Annotated in this window: 23 protein-coding genes; 2 read left to right on the top strand and 21 right to left on the bottom strand. The window is 34.9% G+C overall.

Annotated elements, in window-relative coordinates; all coding sequences use genetic code 11:
* Positions 1–141: 141 nt before the first annotated feature.
* From LQV47_RS07155 to atpB, 15 genes are all read right to left on the bottom strand, one after another.
* Complete coding sequence (locus LQV47_RS07155) at positions 142–423, bottom strand: hypothetical protein (RefSeq protein ID WP_230035314.1); 282 nt, start codon at positions 421–423, stop codon at positions 142–144.
* 55 nt (positions 424–478) lie between these two features.
* On the bottom strand, positions 479–1627 hold the full coding sequence (locus tag LQV47_RS07150) for a class I SAM-dependent methyltransferase (RefSeq protein WP_230035306.1): 1149 nt from the start codon (positions 1625–1627) through the stop codon (positions 479–481).
* Positions 1628–1654: 27 nt separating this feature from the next.
* Positions 1655–1720: a hypothetical protein gene (locus LQV47_RS22545; RefSeq protein ID WP_354960538.1), complete on the bottom strand. Its 66-nt coding sequence runs from the start codon at positions 1718–1720 to the stop codon at positions 1655–1657.
* On the bottom strand, positions 1704–2033 hold the full coding sequence (locus tag LQV47_RS07145) for a GxxExxY protein (RefSeq protein WP_354960476.1): 330 nt from the start codon (positions 2031–2033) through the stop codon (positions 1704–1706). Before LQV47_RS07145 ends, LQV47_RS22545 begins: the two co-directional genes overlap by 17 nt.
* A gap of 68 nt (positions 2034–2101) precedes the next feature.
* The gene (locus LQV47_RS07140) at positions 2102–3262 is read right to left on the bottom strand and encodes a methylmalonyl-CoA mutase family protein (protein WP_230035304.1); all 1161 of its coding nucleotides are present in this window, start codon (positions 3260–3262) and stop codon (positions 2102–2104) included.
* A 119-nt stretch (positions 3263–3381) separates the two neighbouring features.
* Positions 3382–3738 (bottom strand): septum formation initiator family protein, encoded by a 357-nt coding sequence (locus LQV47_RS07135; protein ID WP_230035303.1) that lies wholly within the window; start codon positions 3736–3738, stop codon positions 3382–3384.
* Positions 3739–3742: 4 nt separating this feature from the next.
* On the bottom strand, positions 3743–4357 hold the full coding sequence (udk, locus tag LQV47_RS07130) for a uridine kinase (RefSeq protein WP_047494887.1): 615 nt from the start codon (positions 4355–4357) through the stop codon (positions 3743–3745).
* 208 nt (positions 4358–4565) lie between these two features.
* Complete coding sequence (locus tag LQV47_RS07125; RefSeq protein ID WP_052188768.1) at positions 4566–4871, bottom strand: ATP-dependent Clp protease adaptor ClpS; 306 nt, start codon at positions 4869–4871, stop codon at positions 4566–4568.
* Positions 4872–4885: 14 nt separating this feature from the next.
* Positions 4886–6244 (bottom strand): hemolysin family protein, encoded by a 1359-nt coding sequence (locus LQV47_RS07120; protein WP_230035301.1) that lies wholly within the window; start codon positions 6242–6244, stop codon positions 4886–4888.
* A gap of 104 nt (positions 6245–6348) precedes the next feature.
* Entirely contained in the window at positions 6349–7212 is an 864-nt protein-coding gene (gene atpG / locus LQV47_RS07115) for an ATP synthase F1 subunit gamma (protein ID WP_230035299.1), read from the bottom strand.
* 87 nt (positions 7213–7299) lie between these two features.
* Complete coding sequence (gene atpA / locus LQV47_RS07110; RefSeq protein ID WP_230035297.1) at positions 7300–8877, bottom strand: F0F1 ATP synthase subunit alpha; 1578 nt, start codon at positions 8875–8877, stop codon at positions 7300–7302.
* A gap of 16 nt (positions 8878–8893) precedes the next feature.
* Entirely contained in the window at positions 8894–9433 is a 540-nt protein-coding gene (atpH, locus tag LQV47_RS07105; protein WP_230035295.1) for an ATP synthase F1 subunit delta, read from the bottom strand.
* Between the two features lie 2 nt (positions 9434–9435).
* Positions 9436–9933: a F0F1 ATP synthase subunit B gene (locus LQV47_RS07100; RefSeq protein ID WP_209799946.1), complete on the bottom strand. Its 498-nt coding sequence runs from the start codon at positions 9931–9933 to the stop codon at positions 9436–9438.
* Between the two features lie 82 nt (positions 9934–10015).
* The gene (gene atpE / locus LQV47_RS07095; RefSeq protein ID WP_002979108.1) at positions 10016–10210 is read right to left on the bottom strand and encodes an ATP synthase F0 subunit C; all 195 of its coding nucleotides are present in this window, start codon (positions 10208–10210) and stop codon (positions 10016–10018) included.
* Positions 10211–10256: 46 nt separating this feature from the next.
* Entirely contained in the window at positions 10257–11363 is a 1107-nt protein-coding gene (atpB, locus tag LQV47_RS07090; protein ID WP_084083886.1) for a F0F1 ATP synthase subunit A, read from the bottom strand.
* A gap of 622 nt (positions 11364–11985) precedes the next feature.
* On the opposite strand from atpB, the gene ffh reads away from it, so the two are divergent.
* On the top strand, positions 11986–13347 hold the full coding sequence (gene ffh, locus LQV47_RS07085) for a signal recognition particle protein (RefSeq protein ID WP_230035293.1): 1362 nt from the start codon (positions 11986–11988) through the stop codon (positions 13345–13347).
* A 74-nt stretch (positions 13348–13421) separates the two neighbouring features.
* On the opposite strand, the gene LQV47_RS07080 is transcribed toward ffh, so the two are convergent.
* The 6 genes from LQV47_RS07080 to LQV47_RS07055 all read right to left on the bottom strand — a co-directional run bounded on the left by LQV47_RS07080 (position 13422) and on the right by LQV47_RS07055 (position 18035).
* Complete coding sequence (locus LQV47_RS07080; protein ID WP_230035291.1) at positions 13422–14075, bottom strand: porin family protein; 654 nt, start codon at positions 14073–14075, stop codon at positions 13422–13424.
* Between the two features lie 77 nt (positions 14076–14152).
* Positions 14153–14290 (bottom strand): hypothetical protein, encoded by a 138-nt coding sequence (locus LQV47_RS07075; protein ID WP_230035289.1) that lies wholly within the window; start codon positions 14288–14290, stop codon positions 14153–14155.
* Between the two features lie 186 nt (positions 14291–14476).
* The gene (locus LQV47_RS07070; protein ID WP_230035287.1) at positions 14477–15127 is read right to left on the bottom strand and encodes an outer membrane beta-barrel protein; all 651 of its coding nucleotides are present in this window, start codon (positions 15125–15127) and stop codon (positions 14477–14479) included.
* 517 nt (positions 15128–15644) lie between these two features.
* Positions 15645–16142: a hypothetical protein gene (locus LQV47_RS07065; RefSeq protein WP_230035285.1), complete on the bottom strand. Its 498-nt coding sequence runs from the start codon at positions 16140–16142 to the stop codon at positions 15645–15647.
* A gap of 145 nt (positions 16143–16287) precedes the next feature.
* The gene (locus LQV47_RS07060; RefSeq protein ID WP_230035283.1) at positions 16288–16959 is read right to left on the bottom strand and encodes a porin family protein; all 672 of its coding nucleotides are present in this window, start codon (positions 16957–16959) and stop codon (positions 16288–16290) included.
* 116 nt (positions 16960–17075) lie between these two features.
* Positions 17076–18035, bottom strand: a complete 960-nt coding sequence (locus LQV47_RS07055; RefSeq protein ID WP_230035281.1) for a PhoH family protein — start codon at positions 18033–18035, stop codon at positions 17076–17078.
* A 131-nt stretch (positions 18036–18166) separates the two neighbouring features.
* Here LQV47_RS07055 and LQV47_RS07050 point away from each other — a divergent pair, with 131 nt between their 5' ends.
* Positions 18167–18994: an SAM-dependent chlorinase/fluorinase gene (locus LQV47_RS07050; RefSeq protein ID WP_230035279.1), complete on the top strand. Its 828-nt coding sequence runs from the start codon at positions 18167–18169 to the stop codon at positions 18992–18994.
* Positions 18995–19045: the final 51 nt, after the last annotated feature.

Genomic DNA, 19045 nt, shown 5'->3' with positions numbered 1-19045 from the left:
AAAAAATGCCTGTCAGAGCCAAGTAAAAGGAGATGATTTTCCCAACTAATTACTTATTGTCTGATAATTGAAGAGCCAGTCATTTATTTTAATAAAAAATGCCCTGCAGAAACAGGGCACTTGTACGTCTTATACTTATAATTAGTGTTCAGCTTTTGGAGCCTCAGCTGTTTTCGGAGCTTCAGCAGATTTTGCAGCAACGCTATCTGTTTTAGGAGCTTCAGGTTTTGCAGCAGCTTCTTCCTTGTGCCCTTCAGCAGCAGCCTCGTGACCATTTCCGTGAGCTTCTCCACCTTGTGCATCATCAGAATATCTCTCTACCCCTTCTTCCAGTTTTAAAGTACCCTTATTGCCCCCAGCCTGGATTTTTTTACAGCTTACAGCTACAGTTGCAATCGCTAAACATATAACTAATTTTCTCATGCTTAAATTTTTGATTGCCCAAAATTAAGAAATCTTGCTTTTTTCGGCAACATTTTTAGAGTGATTTTAATATTATTTTCCCTTTTTTGGATTGTGTAAAAATAATATAGTGCTTTCCACCATCTTTTAAGCCATATTTCTTTTTAATTTCATCAGGCTTTAAAGGGTAGTTTTTTGAAATAATATTAAACTGCGATTTCTTTTTAACACTCTTAGATTCAACTACTTCCATTTCTAAAATCCTTCCTGGAAAATTTTCTTTTTTTTCAGTTGAAGTATAAATATGGGTATTAGGATGAAGTTTTTTAAGTCCAAATTTTTCTGAGATCAAATTAAAGATTCCTGCTTTTAAAATGGAATTATTGGGAATATAAATAAACTTTTCGGGTTCAGAATATTCTGAACGGGCATTTTCTTCTTCCCGGAACATAAAATTAAAAGGTGATTCTCCACTTTCAAGATTTACACAACAGCATCTGATTTCGTTTACTTTTTCATTTGCCAGAAATATGACAATTTCCTTTACATCATTTTTCAAAGCAACAATATCAATTCTGAAAATATCCGGTACAACAGAAATAAGGTATTTCAGATCAATCAACGGCGAAAGTTTAATGATCACCTGGTTGGAAATCGATAATAATTTTTCCTGGATTTCAAGGATATTGGGAGAAAGGTCTTCCAAAAGAAAGACTTTATTCTTTTGATGGTCTCTTCTGGCCGGATCTAAGTAAATGGTATCAAAATGCTCCTTATTCTCAATTAAGAAATCTTCCAGTTTCTGATTGACAAACTTTCCTTTTTTGCCTATAACATTCCAGTTATGCTCCACAATTTTCAGAAGTTCAGCATTTTGTTCCACTAAGGTAATGTCATCAAAATTTTGAGATAAATAGTACGCATCGATTCCAAAGCCGCTGGTAAGATCTATAAACTTTTTCCCTTTTATAATTTCCGATTTATAAAGGGCTGTTTTTTCGGATGATGACTGCTCTAAACTGAGCTGTGGCGGAAAAATAATGCCTTCTTTTAAGAGAAAAGGAAACTTTTTCTCCGCCACCTGTCTTCCTTTGATCTGCTGTACGATTTCCTGCATAGAAACCTCGGGAAATGGAGCTTTTTTTAACAGCAATGCATGTAGATCTGTATGCAGATTGGCATTAATGTACTTTTGAACTTCTTGATTTAATAATTTATTTCCCACAGATTCCACAAATTTCACAGATGATATCTAATTAATATTTCCGTTTATTTTTCGAATGATACTTTTATCAATATAATCAGTATTGAAGTTCACCAATATACCTAATTTCAATTTTGTTAGCTTTAAGTAACAATTGCTTATGATGGACATTACTTATTTCCGGAATTGATTTTATCTCAATAATAACTTTATTTTCTACGATTATATCTGCAATAAAGCTTGAATCAATAGAAATACCTTTAAATTCTATAGGGACAGGAACCTGGGTTTGAATATTCAAACCATTATTTCGCAAATCAAAAGCTAACACCTTTTCATAAACTTTCTCCAATAAACCAGGTCCTAATTCATTGTATACAGAAAATATAGACTTTCTTATATAAAAGCTTATTTCATTTTCATTCATTTGCTATAATTATTTTTTTTAACTCAGAATCTGTGATATCTGAGTAATCTGTGGGAACAGTTTAAAGTTTATTCAAACATTTCTGCCCAACGGACTGCCTTTATTTCTTTCTCACTGTATAGCTCCTCAATGGACTTTTTAACGTCTAATTTGGGATATAAATTAACGCCAATCAGTTTTATTTTGCCTTCTTCAACCCATTGCTGCTCTTTAACTGCATGGTCATAGATCTTATTCTGAACCACTCCCTGTTTTAAAAGCTCCAGATAGCCTCCCGCATCCTCCATTTCAACAAAAAGATCCCAGGCTTTCTCTGCCAGTTGTCTGGTAATGTCTTCTATGTAATAACTTCCGTTGGAAGCATCTTCAAATACATTGATAATACTTTCATAGGCCAGAACGATTTGTTGTTTAAAAGAAATCTCTTCTGAATTTTCAGTGCTTTTTTCTACAAGGTAATTATTGGTAAAAACAGCATCTGCCCCACCAATCATCGCTGAAGCAAGCTCAAGCGTAGAACGGATCAGGTTATTTTCATTATCTGAAACGGCTTTATTTCTTAAAGAAGTCTCTGCAAAAATATAAGGAACTTCATCTAAGCCATATTCTTTGGAAAGTTGATTGAAAATAATTTTAAAAGCTCTCAGTTTAGCCATTTCAAAGAAGTAATTTCCTCCTACAGCCAATCTGAAAATCAGTTTCCCTACAATCTCAGGACCATAACTCTCAATAAGCTCTTTAGCCTTGGCCAGGGCAATACCAAGCTGTTGATAGATGGCTGCTCCGGCGTTCTGGTGTAGGGAGATATCAACACAGATGTTTCTTTTAAAATCTTTGGCCAACAGTTCTTTTGCCAGCTGATCATCAATAATTCCATCTTTTTCATTAAAAACATCAATCAGGGAAAAATATTGATCTTCTTCTTTTGGACTGATATGGCCGGCAAGTTCTTTATTATTAACAAAAATTGTTTTCTCTTCCAGATTTTCTACATTCCGGTCTAATAAAAATGCAAATACTTCGTCTTCCAGGCTTTCGTGGTAAGAAGCTACCAGATGGGTGCTTTCTTCAACTTTTGGCAGGTTTACCAGAGGATTCTGAACTTCTGTATAAAAGGGCTTCACTTCTATCCCTTCCAGATTCTCCTTTTCTAAAACAGGGTAAATATCCTCTGTTTTAAGTTGCTTTTTTACCAGGTTTTCCCAGTTTGGAAGTATATTATTTGACATTAGTTTTGTTTATTTGTGATGTGAACTGCCAATAGTGAACATTGCTTCGCTAGCGAATTTCAATTTAAAAAATCGAAAGCACAGCGAATTGAGTGTTGCTCTATCCTATTCAACTTTTATTATTTCTTGGCGACTTTTGTGCTATCAACAACCAAAATAAAGATCTCTTCATTCGGTTTTTTCATAAAATAATTTTCCCGTGCATATTTCTCCTTTTCCGACTTATTGTTCATCAGTTTTTTATAGAAAGCATCATTCTTTTCGTATTCTTTTTTATAATACTCCAGCTGATCTTCATATTTACTGATCTCACCATTCAGTTCGTTAATTACGAGAAATGAGGTTTTATCAAAGAAAACCATCCATACCAAAAACATACAGATTGTAATGGTATATTTATTCAGAATATACTTCTGGATCAGCTTCAATGTTTCCGATTTCGGCTGAATATCTTTGATAAGGTTGTTTTCTTCCATTTTTTTAATGTTTTCTCAACGAGTTTTTAATAACAGTAGTTAAAAAATCAATCGCTACGGAATTCTGTTTCATATTTGGGATAATAAGATCGGCATCATTCTTAGATGGCTCGATGAATTCCTGATGCATTGGTTTCAGGGTAGTCTGATAACGGTGTAATACTTCTCCAAGGTCTCTTCCCCTTTCCTGGGTATCTCTTCTGATCCTCCTGATTAATCTTTCATCAGAATCTGCATGAACAAATACCTTCAAATCAAATTCTTTCAACAATTCTTTGTTGGTAAGAACTAAAATTCCTTCTACTACCAATACGTTTTTAGGTTCTACAGTGACATGATCTCCTGTTCTGGAATGCGTTACAAAGCTGTAAATGGGCTGTTCAATAGACTCATTATTTTTTAAAGCTTTAACATGTTTTATCAACAGTTCAAAATCGATGGACTTCGGATGGTCATAATTGAGAGCCTCTCTTTCTGTCAAGGTTAGATTTTGGTTATCATGATAATAATTATCCTGAGAGAGGATATTCATTCCCTCAATATCAAGCTGTTGAAGTATTTTATCAACAACTGTAGTTTTGCCGGATCCCGTACCACCGGCAATTCCTATTACAAGCATTCCTTTTTGTTTCTTTATAGTTGGTACAAATATACTGTTTTAGATAAAATGTAGCAATGTAAGAATATTGAGAAATTAAAAGATTAAAGGATAAAAAATTGAAAAATTCTCCGGGAAGCCCGTTATCCTTGCTATGTAACGCTTATTCCTGGGGTTTCATCTCCGGATTTAATAAAAAAACCGGTAAATTGATTACCGGTTTTTATTTTTATACTATTTCGCTTGTTAATTCTCTTGAAATTAATTTTTCGTGCATAGGCTTCAAAATATCCATTGAGCCTGTTTTTACGGTGCATTTGCCCTTATAATGAACAAGCATTGTGCATTGCTCTGCCTGCTCCAGGGTATGCTTGCATACTTCAATAAGACTGTCTATCACATAATCAAATGTATGAATGTCATCATTATGCAGCACCAGTTTATACACATCGTCCGTATCATCCAGAACGAGAACTTCTTCTTCATATTGACGTTTTGGATTTTCATAGTCTTTTATGCTATTATAAAAATTCATTTTTAACCTATTTTTTAAACTTCTCCGATTTTATCTGCTAAATTATCTAAAGCATTGGGCTCCTGATATACCAACTCAACAAGTTCTACGCTCTTGTTATTCATTTTCAAAATTTTGAAATGGTAGTTTTCAAGGTCAAATTCCTGGTTCTCTTCGGGAATCTCTGCCAGTGCATTAAGAATAAATCCTGCTAATGAGTTATACTCGCTTTCTTCAGAAAGAGGAAGCTTTTTAGGAAGGAACTCATTGATTTCGTCTAAAGGCTGTGTAGCCTGTACCCAATAGGTATTATCTGCTATTTTATCAACAATTTTTTCTTCGTCATCTTCTTCATCCTGAATTTCCCCTACCAGCTCTTCCAGAATATCTTCAAGGGTAATAATCCCTTCTGTTCCTCCGAATTCATCGATAACAATGGCAAGGTGCTGTTTTTTCTGCTGGAAAATCTTCAACAGATCTGAAACTTTCTTACTTTCCACCACGAAAAATGCATCACGCATCAGATCCCTAAGGTCTTCATGGTCAAGATCTCCCTTTCTTTTAACAAATTCCCTGATAATTTCCTTGGTATAGAAAATTCCGATTACATTATCAATGGAGTCTATATATACAGGGATACGCGAATACCCACTATCCATGATCTTGTTGATCATTTCATTAATATCTTCTTCAAAATCAATTGAAGTAATATTCTGTCTCGGAACCATGATCTGCTTGGCAGAATGATCTGTGAAATCAAATGCGTTTTTAATGATCTCATAGTTTTCTTCTTCAATTTCTCCACTATCTGCACTTTGTTTTACCAAAAGCTGGAGTTCTTCTGTAGAGTGAATTTCCTGTTCAGAAGCAGGATGAATTTTTACGAGTCTTAAGAATGTATTCGACATAAGGTTCATCAACCAGATAAACGGTTTGAAAACCGTATAGAAAACTCTCAATGGAACGGCTGTTGCCATTGTTGTAGCTTCTGATTTTCTGATTGCAATTGACTTGGGTATAAGCTCACCGAAAACAATATGCATAATGGTAATAAACACAAAACTGATTACCAATGCCACTGAAGTGATGGTGGCCTGGCTCATATTGATGCTGAGTGAGTGAAAAATATTTTCAATGATATGATGCAATGCGCTTTCCCCTACCCATCCTAAAGCCAGGGACGCCAATGTAATACCTAATTGTGTGGCAGAAAGATATTCATCCAGATGTTTGATGATATGTTCCGCCTGCTTTGCCATAGAATTACCTTCTGCAGCTTTTATTTGGATTTGTGAGTAACGAACTTTAACAATTGAAAATTCTGCGGCTACGAAAAAGCCATTTAGTAATACGAGAAATAAGGCCAGCAAAAGCCTGACTATGTCCGAGTCCATTTAGAAAGTGTATAAATTTAATTGACTACAAAGATATACAAAATATAAATAACAAAAAAAAGCATCGATAGGATCGATGCTTAATATTATGTTAAAATAATTCTTTATGAATTTTTCAAAGCTTCTGCTCCTGAAACGATCTCCAGGATTTCGTTTGTAATTGCAGCCTGTCTTGCTTTGTTGTAGAAGATCTTAAGATCATTTCTCAAAGCTTCGGCATTATCTGTAGCTTTGTGCATTGCTGTCATTCTCGCTCCGTGTTCTGAAGCTACTGAATCCAAGATTGCTTTAAAAATCTGAGTTTTAATAGATTTCGGAATCAAATTATCAAGAATTTCAGCTCTGTTAGGTTCAAAGATATAATCTGTTTCTACTTCTCCTTCTATACTTTCAGGCATTGAGATAGGAAGAACCTTTTCTGTAGTCACTTCCTGAGTAGCGGCATTAACGAATTTGTTGTAAATAACATAGACTTCGTCAAATTTCCCTTCTCTGAAGCTGCTCATTACTCCTTCTGTAACATTAGCAACCACATCAAAATTCAGATTATCATAAACAGAACTTGCATTAGTATATATTGAGCGGTTTCTTCTTACAGCATCATATGCTTTTTTACCTACAGGAAGAACTTCAATCTCATACTGAGAATTGTTCTGAAACTGAAGGTTAAGCTCCTTAACAATAGAAGAGTTGAAAGCTCCCGCAAGACCTCTGTTTGAAGTAACAGCGATGAAAAGTATTCTTTTAACCTCTCTTTTCTGAGCATATACAGAAATCTGGTCAGGATCAGAGCTAGAATTTACATTCTGGATAAGTTCCTGTAATTTTTCAGAATATGGTCTTAACATAACGATTGCGTCCTGTGCTTTTTTAAGTTTCGCTGCGGAAACCATCTTCATAGCACGGGTAATTTGCATCGTAGATGAAATTGACGTAATTCTGCCTCGTATTTCTTTTAAGTTTGCCATTAATTTGAGTTAGTTGTTGGTTGTCAGTTGTCGGTTGATAGTTTTAGAAAACTCTATAAACTATCAACCAACAACCATCAACTAATTTTAGTTATATTTAGAAGCTAAATCGTTAGCTGCCTGCTTAAGAACGTTTGTAATATCGTTATCAATTTTCCCAGCTTTAATTGCAGCCATTGTATCAGGGTGCTTAGATCTTAGGAATTCGATATATTCAATTTGGAATTCTTTTACTTTTCTGATAGGAACGTTTCTTAATAAGTTCTCAGTTCCAGCATAGATCATAGCCACCTGGCTATCTACCGGAAGTGGAGAGTTTACCGGCTGCTTAAGGATCTCAACGTTTCTTTCCCCTTTAGAGATAACTGCTAAAGTAGAAGCATCAAGGTCAGAACCGAATTTAGCAAACGCTTCTAATTCTTTATATTGAGCCTGGTCTAACTTCAATGTACCAGAAACTTTTTTCATTGATTTGATCTGAGCATTACCTCCTACTCTCGATACAGAGATCCCTACGTTGATTGCAGGACGAACCCCAGAGTTGAACAGATCAGACTCCAAGAAGATCTGTCCGTCTGTAATAGAGATTACATTGGTAGGAATATATGCAGAAACGTCACCCGCTTGAGTTTCAATGATTGGAAGGGCAGTTAATGAACCTCCACCTTTCACGATTGGTCTAAGAGATTCTGGCAAGTCGTTCATTTGCTTAGCGATGTTGTCATCAGCAATTACTTTTGCCGCTCTTTCCAATAGTCTTGAGTGAAGATAGAAAACGTCTCCAGGGTAAGCTTCACGGCCCGGTGGTCTTCTTAAAAGTAGAGAAAGCTCACGGTATGCAACAGCTTGTTTAGATAAATCATCATAAACGATCAATGCAGGTCTACCAGTGTCTCTGAAGAATTCACCGATAGCAGCACCTGCCATTGCAGAATATACCTGCATTGGAACCGGGTCTGATGCGTTGGCAGCAACTACTACAGTATAAGCTAAAGCTCCTTTATCAGCAAGAGTTTTAACGATTTGTGCTACTGTAGATGCTTTCTGACCGATAGCAACATATATACAATATACTGGATTACCAGCTTCAAAAAATTCTTTCTGGTTGATGATCGTATCGATGGCAACAGTAGTTTTACCCGTCTGTCTGTCACCAATGATAAGCTCTCTCTGACCTCTTCCTACAGGAATCATAGAGTCAATCGCAACGATACCTGTCTGTAAAGGCTCAGTTACCGGCTGTCTGAAGATAACTCCAGGAGCTTTTCTTTCTAATGGCATTTCGTATAATTCCCCAGAAATAGGACCTTTACCATCGATAGGGTTACCAAGAGTATCTACTACTCTACCTAACATTCCTTCTCCTACTTTGATAGAAGAGATTCTGTTTGTTCTTTTTACTGTATCACCTTCTTTTACTAATTTACTTTCACCTAGTAAAGCAACACCTACGTTGTCTTCTTCAAGGTTAAGTACAATACCTTCTACATCACTAGAAAATTTCACCAACTCTCCGTATTGTACGTTTTCTAACCCGTATACACGAGCAATACCATCACCGATGGTTAAAACTGTACCTACTTCCTCAACGTTGGATTGAGTATCGAAGTTGGCCAATTGCTGTTTTAAGATCGCAGATACTTCTGCCGGATTTATTTCTGCCATTGTATGGTTGTTTTTCTTAATTTAATTGAAAATCTTTTTTAACTTGGTTCAGTTTAGCCTTTACAGACGCGTCTACCTGCTGGTCACCTACTCTTAGAATATATCCCCCAAGAATTTCAGGTTTTACATGTAAGTTGATATCAAAATTTGAATCTGCTTTTACCAGGTTGGTAGATCTTAAAATCTGATCAAGGTTCTCTTTAGAAAGCTGTGTCGCTGTAGTAAGAGTGATTCTCTGTACTCCGTTGATATCTTCTACTTTATTGATGAACTCCTGAGCGATATTTCTCAGTTGGTTTTCACGTCCGTGTTTGATCACTAGTCTGATCAGATTCAGTGAAGAAACTGAAAAATCTTTAAAAATCTGGTCTGCTACCTCTATTTTCTTTTTTGCATCAATGTAAGGGGTAAGGAAGAATTTGTTTAAATCCTGAGATTCAATCATGATCTTCACTACATCTTTCATTTCAGAAAATACAGTAGCCGTTTGGCCTGATTCATTGGTGAAGTCAAGCAAACCTTGTGCGTATCTTTTAGCTACTTTAGATGTAAGCATTATTAGTTAAGGTTAGATTTGTTTAAATAATTTTGAACTAATTCGTTTTGAGCTTCGCTGTTGTCTAATTTTTGTTTCAAGATAGACTCGGCAATGTTTACAGATAAAGTACCAATTTGATTTTTGATATCTGCCATAGCTGCGTTTTTCTCAGCGTTGATAGTCTGCTTAGCAGCTTCGATTAATTTATCTCCTTCAGATTTTGCAGCATCTTTAGCTTCTCCCACGATTCTGTCCTTAATCTCTCTAGCTTCTTTAAGGATAGCATCTCTTTCGATCTTAGCTTCACGAATGATTCTTTCGTTGTCTTCTTTTAAAGTCTCCATTTCTTTTCTAGCTAATTTAGCTTGATTAAGAGCGTCAACAATAGAAGTTTCTCTGTCATTGATAGATTTTAAAATAGGCTTCCAAGCGAATTTACCTAACAGAAATAATAATGCTAGAAAAATAACAGACTGGATAATAAATAATCCTGATGAAAACTGATGAATTAATTCCATTATATAAATGTATAAATAATTATTACTTTTTTAAAGAACCATTACCTGTAACCAACCGTTACAGATAATGGTTTGATTTTAATTAGTTTACTGCGAATAGAGCAGCAAACGCAACACCTTCTACAAGTGCAGCTGCGATAAGCATAGCTGTTTGGATTTTTCCAGATTGCTCAGGTTGTCTAGCGATAGCTTCAAGAGCAGCAGCTCCGATTTTACCAAGACCGATACCTACACCTAGTACTACGATACCAGCACCTACAATTTTAGGGATTTCCATAATATATAATTTTAAAAAATTTGTTTAACTATAATTTTAATTTCAATTAGTGAGCTGCATGGTGTTCGTGCTCATGCTCGTGCTCTTGTACTGCCATTCCGATAAATAAAGCTGACAACATCGTAAAGATATAAGCTTGCAGGAATGCTACTAATACTTCAAGTAAATAGATCACTAATGTTAAGAATGGGAATGCAACACCTGCTGCAAAATTCTTAAACACATAGATCAGCCCGATCAAACTCATTACTACAATGTGACCTGCAGTCATGTTTGCAAAAAGTCGGATCATCAATGCAAATGGTTTAGTAATTGTTCCTAACAATTCAATAGGAAGCATAATTAACTTCATTGGTACCGGTACTCCTGGCATCCAGAAGATATGTTTCCAGTAATCTTTATTTGCAGAGAATGTTGTGATCAGGTAAGTAAGGATAGCCAGGAAGAATGTCATGGTAATATTACCTGTAACATTGATTCCAAAAGGCATCAATCCTAAAACGTTAAGGAAAAGGATAAAGAAGAATACCGTTAATAAGTATCCCATAAATCTTTTATACTTGTGTCCGATATTTGGAATAGCTACTTCGTCTCTTACAAAGATGATCAAAGGCTCTAAGAATCTTGCTGCTCCGGTAGGAACTACAGATTTTTTATAAGATTTAGCCATTCCTGCAAATACTACCAACATACAGATTGACACTAATAAAAGGATAAGTACACTCTTTGTAATAGAAAGATCTAGGGGTCTTTCGTTAGTAGGGAAACCATCTTCACCAAGTGTTAAAGTTCCCGCTGCATCTGTTTTGAAAATTTTCTCGTGGTGCAGTTTATAATAAGAACCGTCTACTTCAGTGGTTTCACCATGCATAAAACCTTCTTTGCTGTTGCTCATAAAAGCATGGATTCCGTTATCATAGAAAATAACAGGAAGAGGGAAACCTATATGGTGACCATCTTTATCAACCATCAATGTAAAATCATGTGCATCTAACAAGTGATGATCGATGAACTCTTTGTTTTCTTTACTTGCTTTGTCTTTTTCTGAAAGCTCTTGGGTAGGAGCCGCCCCAGCAGCAACCTCACCGTGCTGTGCAGACACTAAGTTTAATACAAAAATACTGTAGAATAAAACTGCGAATTTCTTAAACATTGATAGGTTTTTTTCGTTGTGCAAAAATATGATATTTTTTCTAGTTTCAATAAATAATTTTACTGTTTTTTATCATGATTAATTAGCTTGATCGCATAGTACGTAAGCAGTGTTGTCAGGACAAAATATGGGATTATAAAATGAAATTTATAGCCTGGGATCATTTCAAAGTTCAGTTTTTTTCTGATTAGGTACATCAAACCGAATTTCAAAAGGATCAATCCGATTACTGATAATCCTAAAAACTCCGGTGCTACTCTATTAATTAAAATAAGAAGCGTTACCATCATCATAAACATAACACTTAAAAAAAGATAAAATTTTATAATAATAATTTCATCCAGATGAAAAACAAATTTCCAAAGGGAAAAATGTATCAGAAATGTCAGAAAGAACAGAACAACTGTTAAAATATTAGGATTAGATTTCATTTTATAATTTACTTTCACCTTGCCTTTATCCCAAGGTTTCTTTTAGCTGATCACAAAAATAGACTTTTTCTATCGTATTCTCATACGATTTGATATATATCATTTTTTCTCTATATATAATATTACGTGTATAGACTCTTTAGATATGCTAAAAATTCCTTATTTTTGCAAACCTATAATTTACAATACATATGTTTAATAGTTTACAGGATAAATTAGACAAGGCATTACATAATATTTCCGGACGTGGAAAAATTACCGAAATCAATGTAGCGGAAACCGTAAAGGAAATCCGTAGAGCATTGGTGGATGCTGACGTTAACTATAAAGTAGCAAAAGATCTTACTAAGAGAGTTCAGGATAAGGCATTAGGAGAAAATGTACTTACTTCTCTTACTCCGGGACAGTTGATGACCAAAATTGTTCATGATGAATTGGTAGATCTTATGGGAGGTTCTCAGGAAGGAATCAATCTTTCGGGAAAACCTGCTGTAATTCTTATTGCCGGTCTTCAGGGTTCCGGTAAGACTACGTTCTCAGGAAAGCTGGCTAATTATTTACAGACAAAAAGAAATAAAAAACCTTTATTGGTAGCTTGTGACGTTTACCGTCCTGCTGCTATTGATCAGCTAAAAGTCTTAGGAGGACAGATTAATGTTCCGGTTTTCACTGAAGAAGGTTCTACCAATCCGTCTACGATTGCTGAGAATGCAATCAATTTTGCAAAAGCCAACAACCACGATGTGGTCATTGTGGATACTGCAGGTCGTTTAGCGATTGATGAGCAGATGATGAACGAGATCAAATCTGTACATTATTTCATTAAGCCGCAGGAAACGCTTTTCGTAGTAGACTCTATGACAGGTCAGGATGCTGTAAACACAGCAAAAGCATTCAACGAAGCTTTAAATTTTGACGGAGTTGTGCTTACCAAATTAGATGGTGATACAAGAGGGGGTGCTGCATTAACCATCCGTTCTGTAGTAGAGAAGCCAATTAAATTTATTTCTACAGGAGAAAAAATGGAAGCTTTAGATCTTTTCTACCCTGAAAGGATGGCAGACAGAATCCTGGGAATGGGAGACGTTGTTTCCTTGGTAGAAAGAGCTCAGGAGCAGTTTGACGAAGAAGAAGCTAAGAAACTTCACAAAAAAATTGCTAAAAATGAGTTTGGTTTTGATGACTTCCTTAAACAAATCAACCAGATCAAGAAGATGGGTAATATGAAGGATTTGATGGGAATGATTCCTGGAGTTGGAAAAGCAATAAAAGATGTAGAAATCAGCGATGATGCCTTCAAGCATATTGAAGCTATCATCTATTCTATGACTCCTGACGAAAGAAGAAGACCTTCTATCATCAATACGCAAAGAAAGAGCAGAATTGCTAAAGGAGCAGGAAGAAAAATCGAAGATGTGAATCAGCTGATGAAACAATTCGATCAGATGGGTAAAATGATGAAGATGATGCAGGGCCCTCAAGGAAAGCAAATGATGCAGATGATGAGCAAAATGCCAAATATGCCGGGAATGGGTGGTATGCTTGGAAAGTAATTCAGACAACAACAATATTCATAAAAAACTCTCAGAATTTTTTCTGAGAGTTTTTGTTTTATTCAAAAATCTGATTATTTAAACTTATATCCTAATCCGATCTGGAAGAAATTCATCTTCAGCTTTTCATCATTAACAGGATTTTTAAGCATATTAGTAAGTCCGAAACTATAACGTGCATCTACAAATAAACCTTTATAAACGTTATAATCTGCTCCAAAGAACAAACCGAAATCCGTAGACTTCAAATTATCATTAAAAGCCCTTTCAAGGAACTCCTCTCCTTCTCTGATGGCTCTTGGATCTGCCATAGCTCCACTTACTTCTATTTTGGCTGTCGTATTTGTTTTAAAGCTTACATAGGGACCTGCATAGATTCCCAATTCTGGTGTTGCATAATATCTTGCGGATATAGGAATTAAAATCCTGTTAAAGTTAAGCTTTTCAGTTACTTTAATATTGGAAGGAAAACCTACTTCTGCTTTCCCACCCAAATTAGCGTATTCAACCTCTCCCTGAACAGCAAATTTTCCGTTGAATTTATGCTCCACCAAAGCTCCCACATAAAATCCGGATTTAGACTTTAAGCTTCCACTTACTCCTTCAAATTCAGGATCTTCATTGGAATTTAATTTTGATAATGCATAACCGGCTTTTACTCCGAATTTTGTTTGTGCATTCAACCCTGCAACCAGTGCAAGTGCTGATACTAAAAGAATTTTTTTCATGATTATTATATTTAATTTTTATTTGAAATAAAGCTTTAAAAATAAACTTTTCCAGCTTTACTTATATTGTTTTGTTTTTATTTTGCAAAAACATATTTAACCCCAAAAATCACGGAAGATAAATTCAGTCCGAATTTGTAATTATTCTTTCTTTCCACTCCTTCATAATCAGCTTTATATGTATTATATCCAAATTCTCCCAAAGTAGCCTCCATACTCCAGTTTTTATTTAGGAAATAATCTAAACCGGGCTTGATAGTAACCCCTATACGAGTGTAATTTCTGACAAACCGAAAAAAGCTACAGCTCCTGCCACTAATAGTTTTTTCATGATTATTATTTTTTAAGAGTAAAAAAGCCCCAAGAAATTCTCAGGGCTTCATTGCTATATGCTTTGTTTATTATTTTGCAAATACATACTTAACTCCGAAAGTTACAGAAGATAAATTCAATCCGAATTTATAATCGTTTACTCTCTTAGCTCCGTCAACATCTACTTTAGAAGTATTGTATCCGAATTCACCGATAGTAGCTTCGATAGACCAGTTTTTGTTTAAGAAATAATCTAAACCTGGCTTAACGTTAACTCCGATAGAAGTGAAGTTGTTTTTAGTAGAAGTAGATGAAGAAGTAGTAGTTCCTCCAACTGTAGTTGTAGAAGTAGCTTCATCTTTGTTTTGACCGAATACCATTGGTACTTCTAATTGACCGAAGATATATAATTTTTCACCAACAGTCCAGTATTTTCTTACGAATGGAGCTACAACAAATCCAGAAACAGTTTCTTTTGCATCTACAGTAGTTGCACCAATTGTAGAAACAGTTTTTGTGTTATCATTTTGGTAGCCTAAACCTAAACCTACTGCTAAGTTAGTATCTACGAAATAACCTACCGTTGGAAGAACTTTGTAGCTCTCAACTTTTGTATCTGTATTGTTATTTTCGTTTTGAGAATAACCTACTTGTCCTGATAAATATGCAGTTCCTTTAGCAATCTGAGCGTTTGATAAACCAAAAAGTGCAACAGCACCCGCTAATAATATTTTTTTCATTTTAAAAAATTTTAATACTTTCTGAGGGCAAATTTACAGTGACCTCCACGAATATTAAAATTTGTTAACGTGATTAATATCATTGTTAATTATTAACCTTTTGTAAACATAAATTATATCAGGTGAACAGCTTTGACTTTTTCACAATATTATGAATAAAAAAATTACAATTCTTCAATTAGAGTCCAGTATCTTTGTTCTTTTTAATTTGTTAATTTTGTCAAAAATACTACCCCACTAAGAATTTTTGTTAAAATTAATAACGTAAAATATTAACATATAATTAATTAACTCTTAAAAATTAAACAATTGTTTATAAATCTTTATAAAAACTCAACTCTTCTTTTTGAAAATTAGATTAAAAAATTCACAATAACCATCAGAAAGTAAGTTTAATAGAACTTTAAGAATATCCTAAATTATCAGAGTCTTCCGGAACATTAGAAACTTGCTTGATAATCAGAAATAAGAAACTCCGGCTTTTGGCCAGAGTTTAGTATACTATTTTTAAACCTTCTTATTTCAAAAAGAAGTTATATCCAAGGTTAACAGCCCCTACATTCCAGCTATAAGAACCCCAGCCTACTTTTCTACTGTTGCTTATTGACTGGTATCCCAGATACAATTCTCCTTTAGACATCTGGTATCCGAATTTCGGCTGTACATAGAAACCTCCGTCCATACCGTCTTTTGTAGAAATACCATATCCAAGGTCTAACCCTACAAAAATAGGAGCACCGGAAAATTTATACTTACCGGATACAGCTACCGGAATAAATCCGAAGTCATCAAAATTGTCTTTTCCAAAGAAATGGGAATATCCTGTTGTAACTCCCAGGTCAAGGCCTTTTGTAATATTCCACATATAAGCAGCATCTACACCTAATGTAAATGACGAAATATCACTTGCATCGGATACAGGAACACCAATATGTCCACCTAGTTTAAAACCTTCCTGTGCTTGAGCAGCACCTCCTAAAAGTGCAAAAGCACCAATTAATAATAGCTTTTTCATTTATTTGACTAGCGTTTGAATTATTGTGCAAAAATACTAATTATTTATGATAAAATTAAAATCTTAAGAATGATATCATTCAAATTAAAAAAGCAGAACAAATTTGTTCTGCTTTATATACTGATTAAGTTAAAATCTTAAATAATTAGTTTCCTCCGAATTTGAAGCCAACACCAACTTGTAAGAAGCTGTTCGTTAATTTTCCGTCTCCTGAATCTTTCGCCAGGTTAGAAACACCGTAGTTATATCTTGCATCAAAGAATAACCCGTTTTCCAAAGCATATTCTGCACCGATGAAAGGAGCGATATTCAAAGTATTTACCTGGTCTTTGATATCTACTTTATCTCCTAAACCAAATTCAGCAGCCAGTTCTCCTGGAATCTCCGCACCTCCTGTTACTTCATATTTTGCATTGGCAGTAAGGATAATACCAAAGCTGGCACCAGCAGAAACAGCTAAATTTTCAGTAATAAAATATTTAGCAGAAACAGGAATCAATAAAGTACCGAAAGTCGTTTTTGCTTTTACACGTACATTTCCGTCGAAATCTCCTTCGAATGCACCTGTCTCATCTACTTTACCTCCAAGTGGTGAGTACAAAACCTCCCCCTGAATACCGAATTTATCTCCGAATTTATGCTCAACCAAACCGCCTACATAGAATGTATGCATTGGATCTGAGCTCTCAGACTGGCCATCAGCCTTCATTTTCAATGTTGATAAAGAATATCCGGCTTTAGCACCGAATTTTGTTTCCTGAGCGTTTACATTTGCTCCCATGACAGCTACTGCTGCAATAAGTAAAAGTTTTTTCATTTTAATTAGTCTTTAATTTTAAGGACTGCAAAACTAATTATTTTTTTCTATTAAACAAATTTTATAGAATAAAACAAACGTTAATAGAAGGTTAATGGAAAAATTTTTACATGCAATTAATCATTTCTTAGTCTTTTTTCCTCATCGTTATATGCCAGGATAATTTTTCTAACCACAGGGTGTCTTACCACATCTTCTTCCGTAAGATGCACAAAACCAATTTCTTTCACCCCTTCTAAGATTCTCATCGCCTCTTTCAATCCGGACTGCTGATTTTTTGGAAGGTCAATCTGACTTGGATCTCCGGTAATGATAAACTTAGCATTCATTCCCATTCTGGTAAGAAACATTTTCATCTGGGCATGAGTGGTATTCTGCGCTTCATCAAGGATAACAAAAGCTTCATCAAGGGTACGCCCTCTCATAAAAGCCAAAGGAGCTACCTCAATTATCTTTTTTTCCATGAAACCTTCAAGTTTTTCATGGGGAATCATATCACGGAGTGCATCATATAAAGGCTGTAAATAAGGATCCAGCTTTTCTTTAAGGTCTCCCGGTAAAAATCCAAGGCTCTCCCCTGCTTCTACGGCAGGTCTTGTAAGAACAATTCTTTTCACCTCTTTATCTCTTAAAGCTCTTGCAGCCAATGCCACACTGGTATATGTTTTTCCGGTTCCCGCAGGACCAATTGCAAAAACCATATCTTTTTTCTCCGTTTCCTTGACCAGTTTTTTAAGATTGGTGGTTTTTGCCTTTATTATTTTTCCATTGACTCCTTTTACAATAATATCCTGATCAAAAATCAGTTGTTTTTCATTTTCATCTTTAATATTGAGGATATTTTCAACATCTTTAAGCTCTATTGAATTGTTTTTAGAAATAAAACGGACGATATCATCCAGTTTTTGCTTCAATATGTCTAAAACCTCCTGATTTCCCATCGCAAAGATAAAATGATCTCTTCCAGTAATTTTAAGAGTGGGGAAGCTTGATTTTATTAAGTTGAAATATTGGTTACTAACTCCATAGAAGATTTTCACATCAGTATCTTCCAAATCATAGGTTAATTCAAACATGCAGTATTTTTATTTTAGATTTTAAAATTAAAGCTTTTTTTCAAATTTATATCAAATTCTTTTCAACAATCTTTCGGGCATTCTTTTTATTTTAAATAACTTTGCAATACTTCACTATTCTAAAATTGCTCATGTCAATTATTACCCTTACTTCGGATTTCGGAAATTTAGATTACAGAGTTTCGGCTGTGAAAGGCAAGATTCTGTCTCTAAACCCTGAGGTTAATATTGTTGATATAACCCACGAAATCCAGGCATTCAATCTTATACAAACTTCATACATTGTAAGAAATGCCTATAAATATTTTCCAAAAGGAACTATACATATCCTTGCTGTAGACAGTTTTTTCAACAAATCAAGAAAAAACATTCTTTACAAAGCTGACGGCTCTTACTTTCTGGCAGCAGACAACGGTCTTTTGAGCCTCATATTTTTTGATATCAAACCTGAAGCAATCTATGAGATTACGCTGAATAACCGTTTTGATGATGTTATAGACTTCACCTCTACTGATATTTTTGTTCCTGCAGCCGTACATCTTGCTAATGGAGGATTGCCGGAAGTAATTGGAAGAAAAATAGAAACCACCAAACAGCTGATGTTCCCAAGACCTGTTCTTAATGAGTCTGAAGGAATGATCATTGGGGAAGTTACTTATATTGATAATTTCGGAAATATAATTTCAAATATCAGCAAAGATTTCTTTGAAAGTGCCGGCAAAGCCTATACAAGTTTTACGATAAAATTCAGAAATCTCACCCTGTCAAGAATATTTTCAAGCCATACGGAAGTGGTTTCCGACTGGGAAAGGGAGACAGAATTCCATGGGCAATCTGCTGCAATCTTCAATGACAGTCAGCTTTTGGAACTTACCATCTATAAAGGGAGCAAGAAAAACGGGGCCAAAAGCCTGTTTGGATTGAATGTAGGCGAGAATATCTATATTGAATTCTCCTAAAATTATATATTTCATAAAAAAACCGATTTTTTTTATATATTTGTCAAAATC

It is taken from the genome of Chryseobacterium sp. Bi04 (assembly GCF_918698085.1).
In the GTDB taxonomy this organism is placed as follows: domain Bacteria; phylum Bacteroidota; class Bacteroidia; order Flavobacteriales; family Weeksellaceae; genus Chryseobacterium.
Note: the sequence above shows the minus strand (reverse complement) of the source record. Positions and strands in the feature narration are given on the sequence as shown.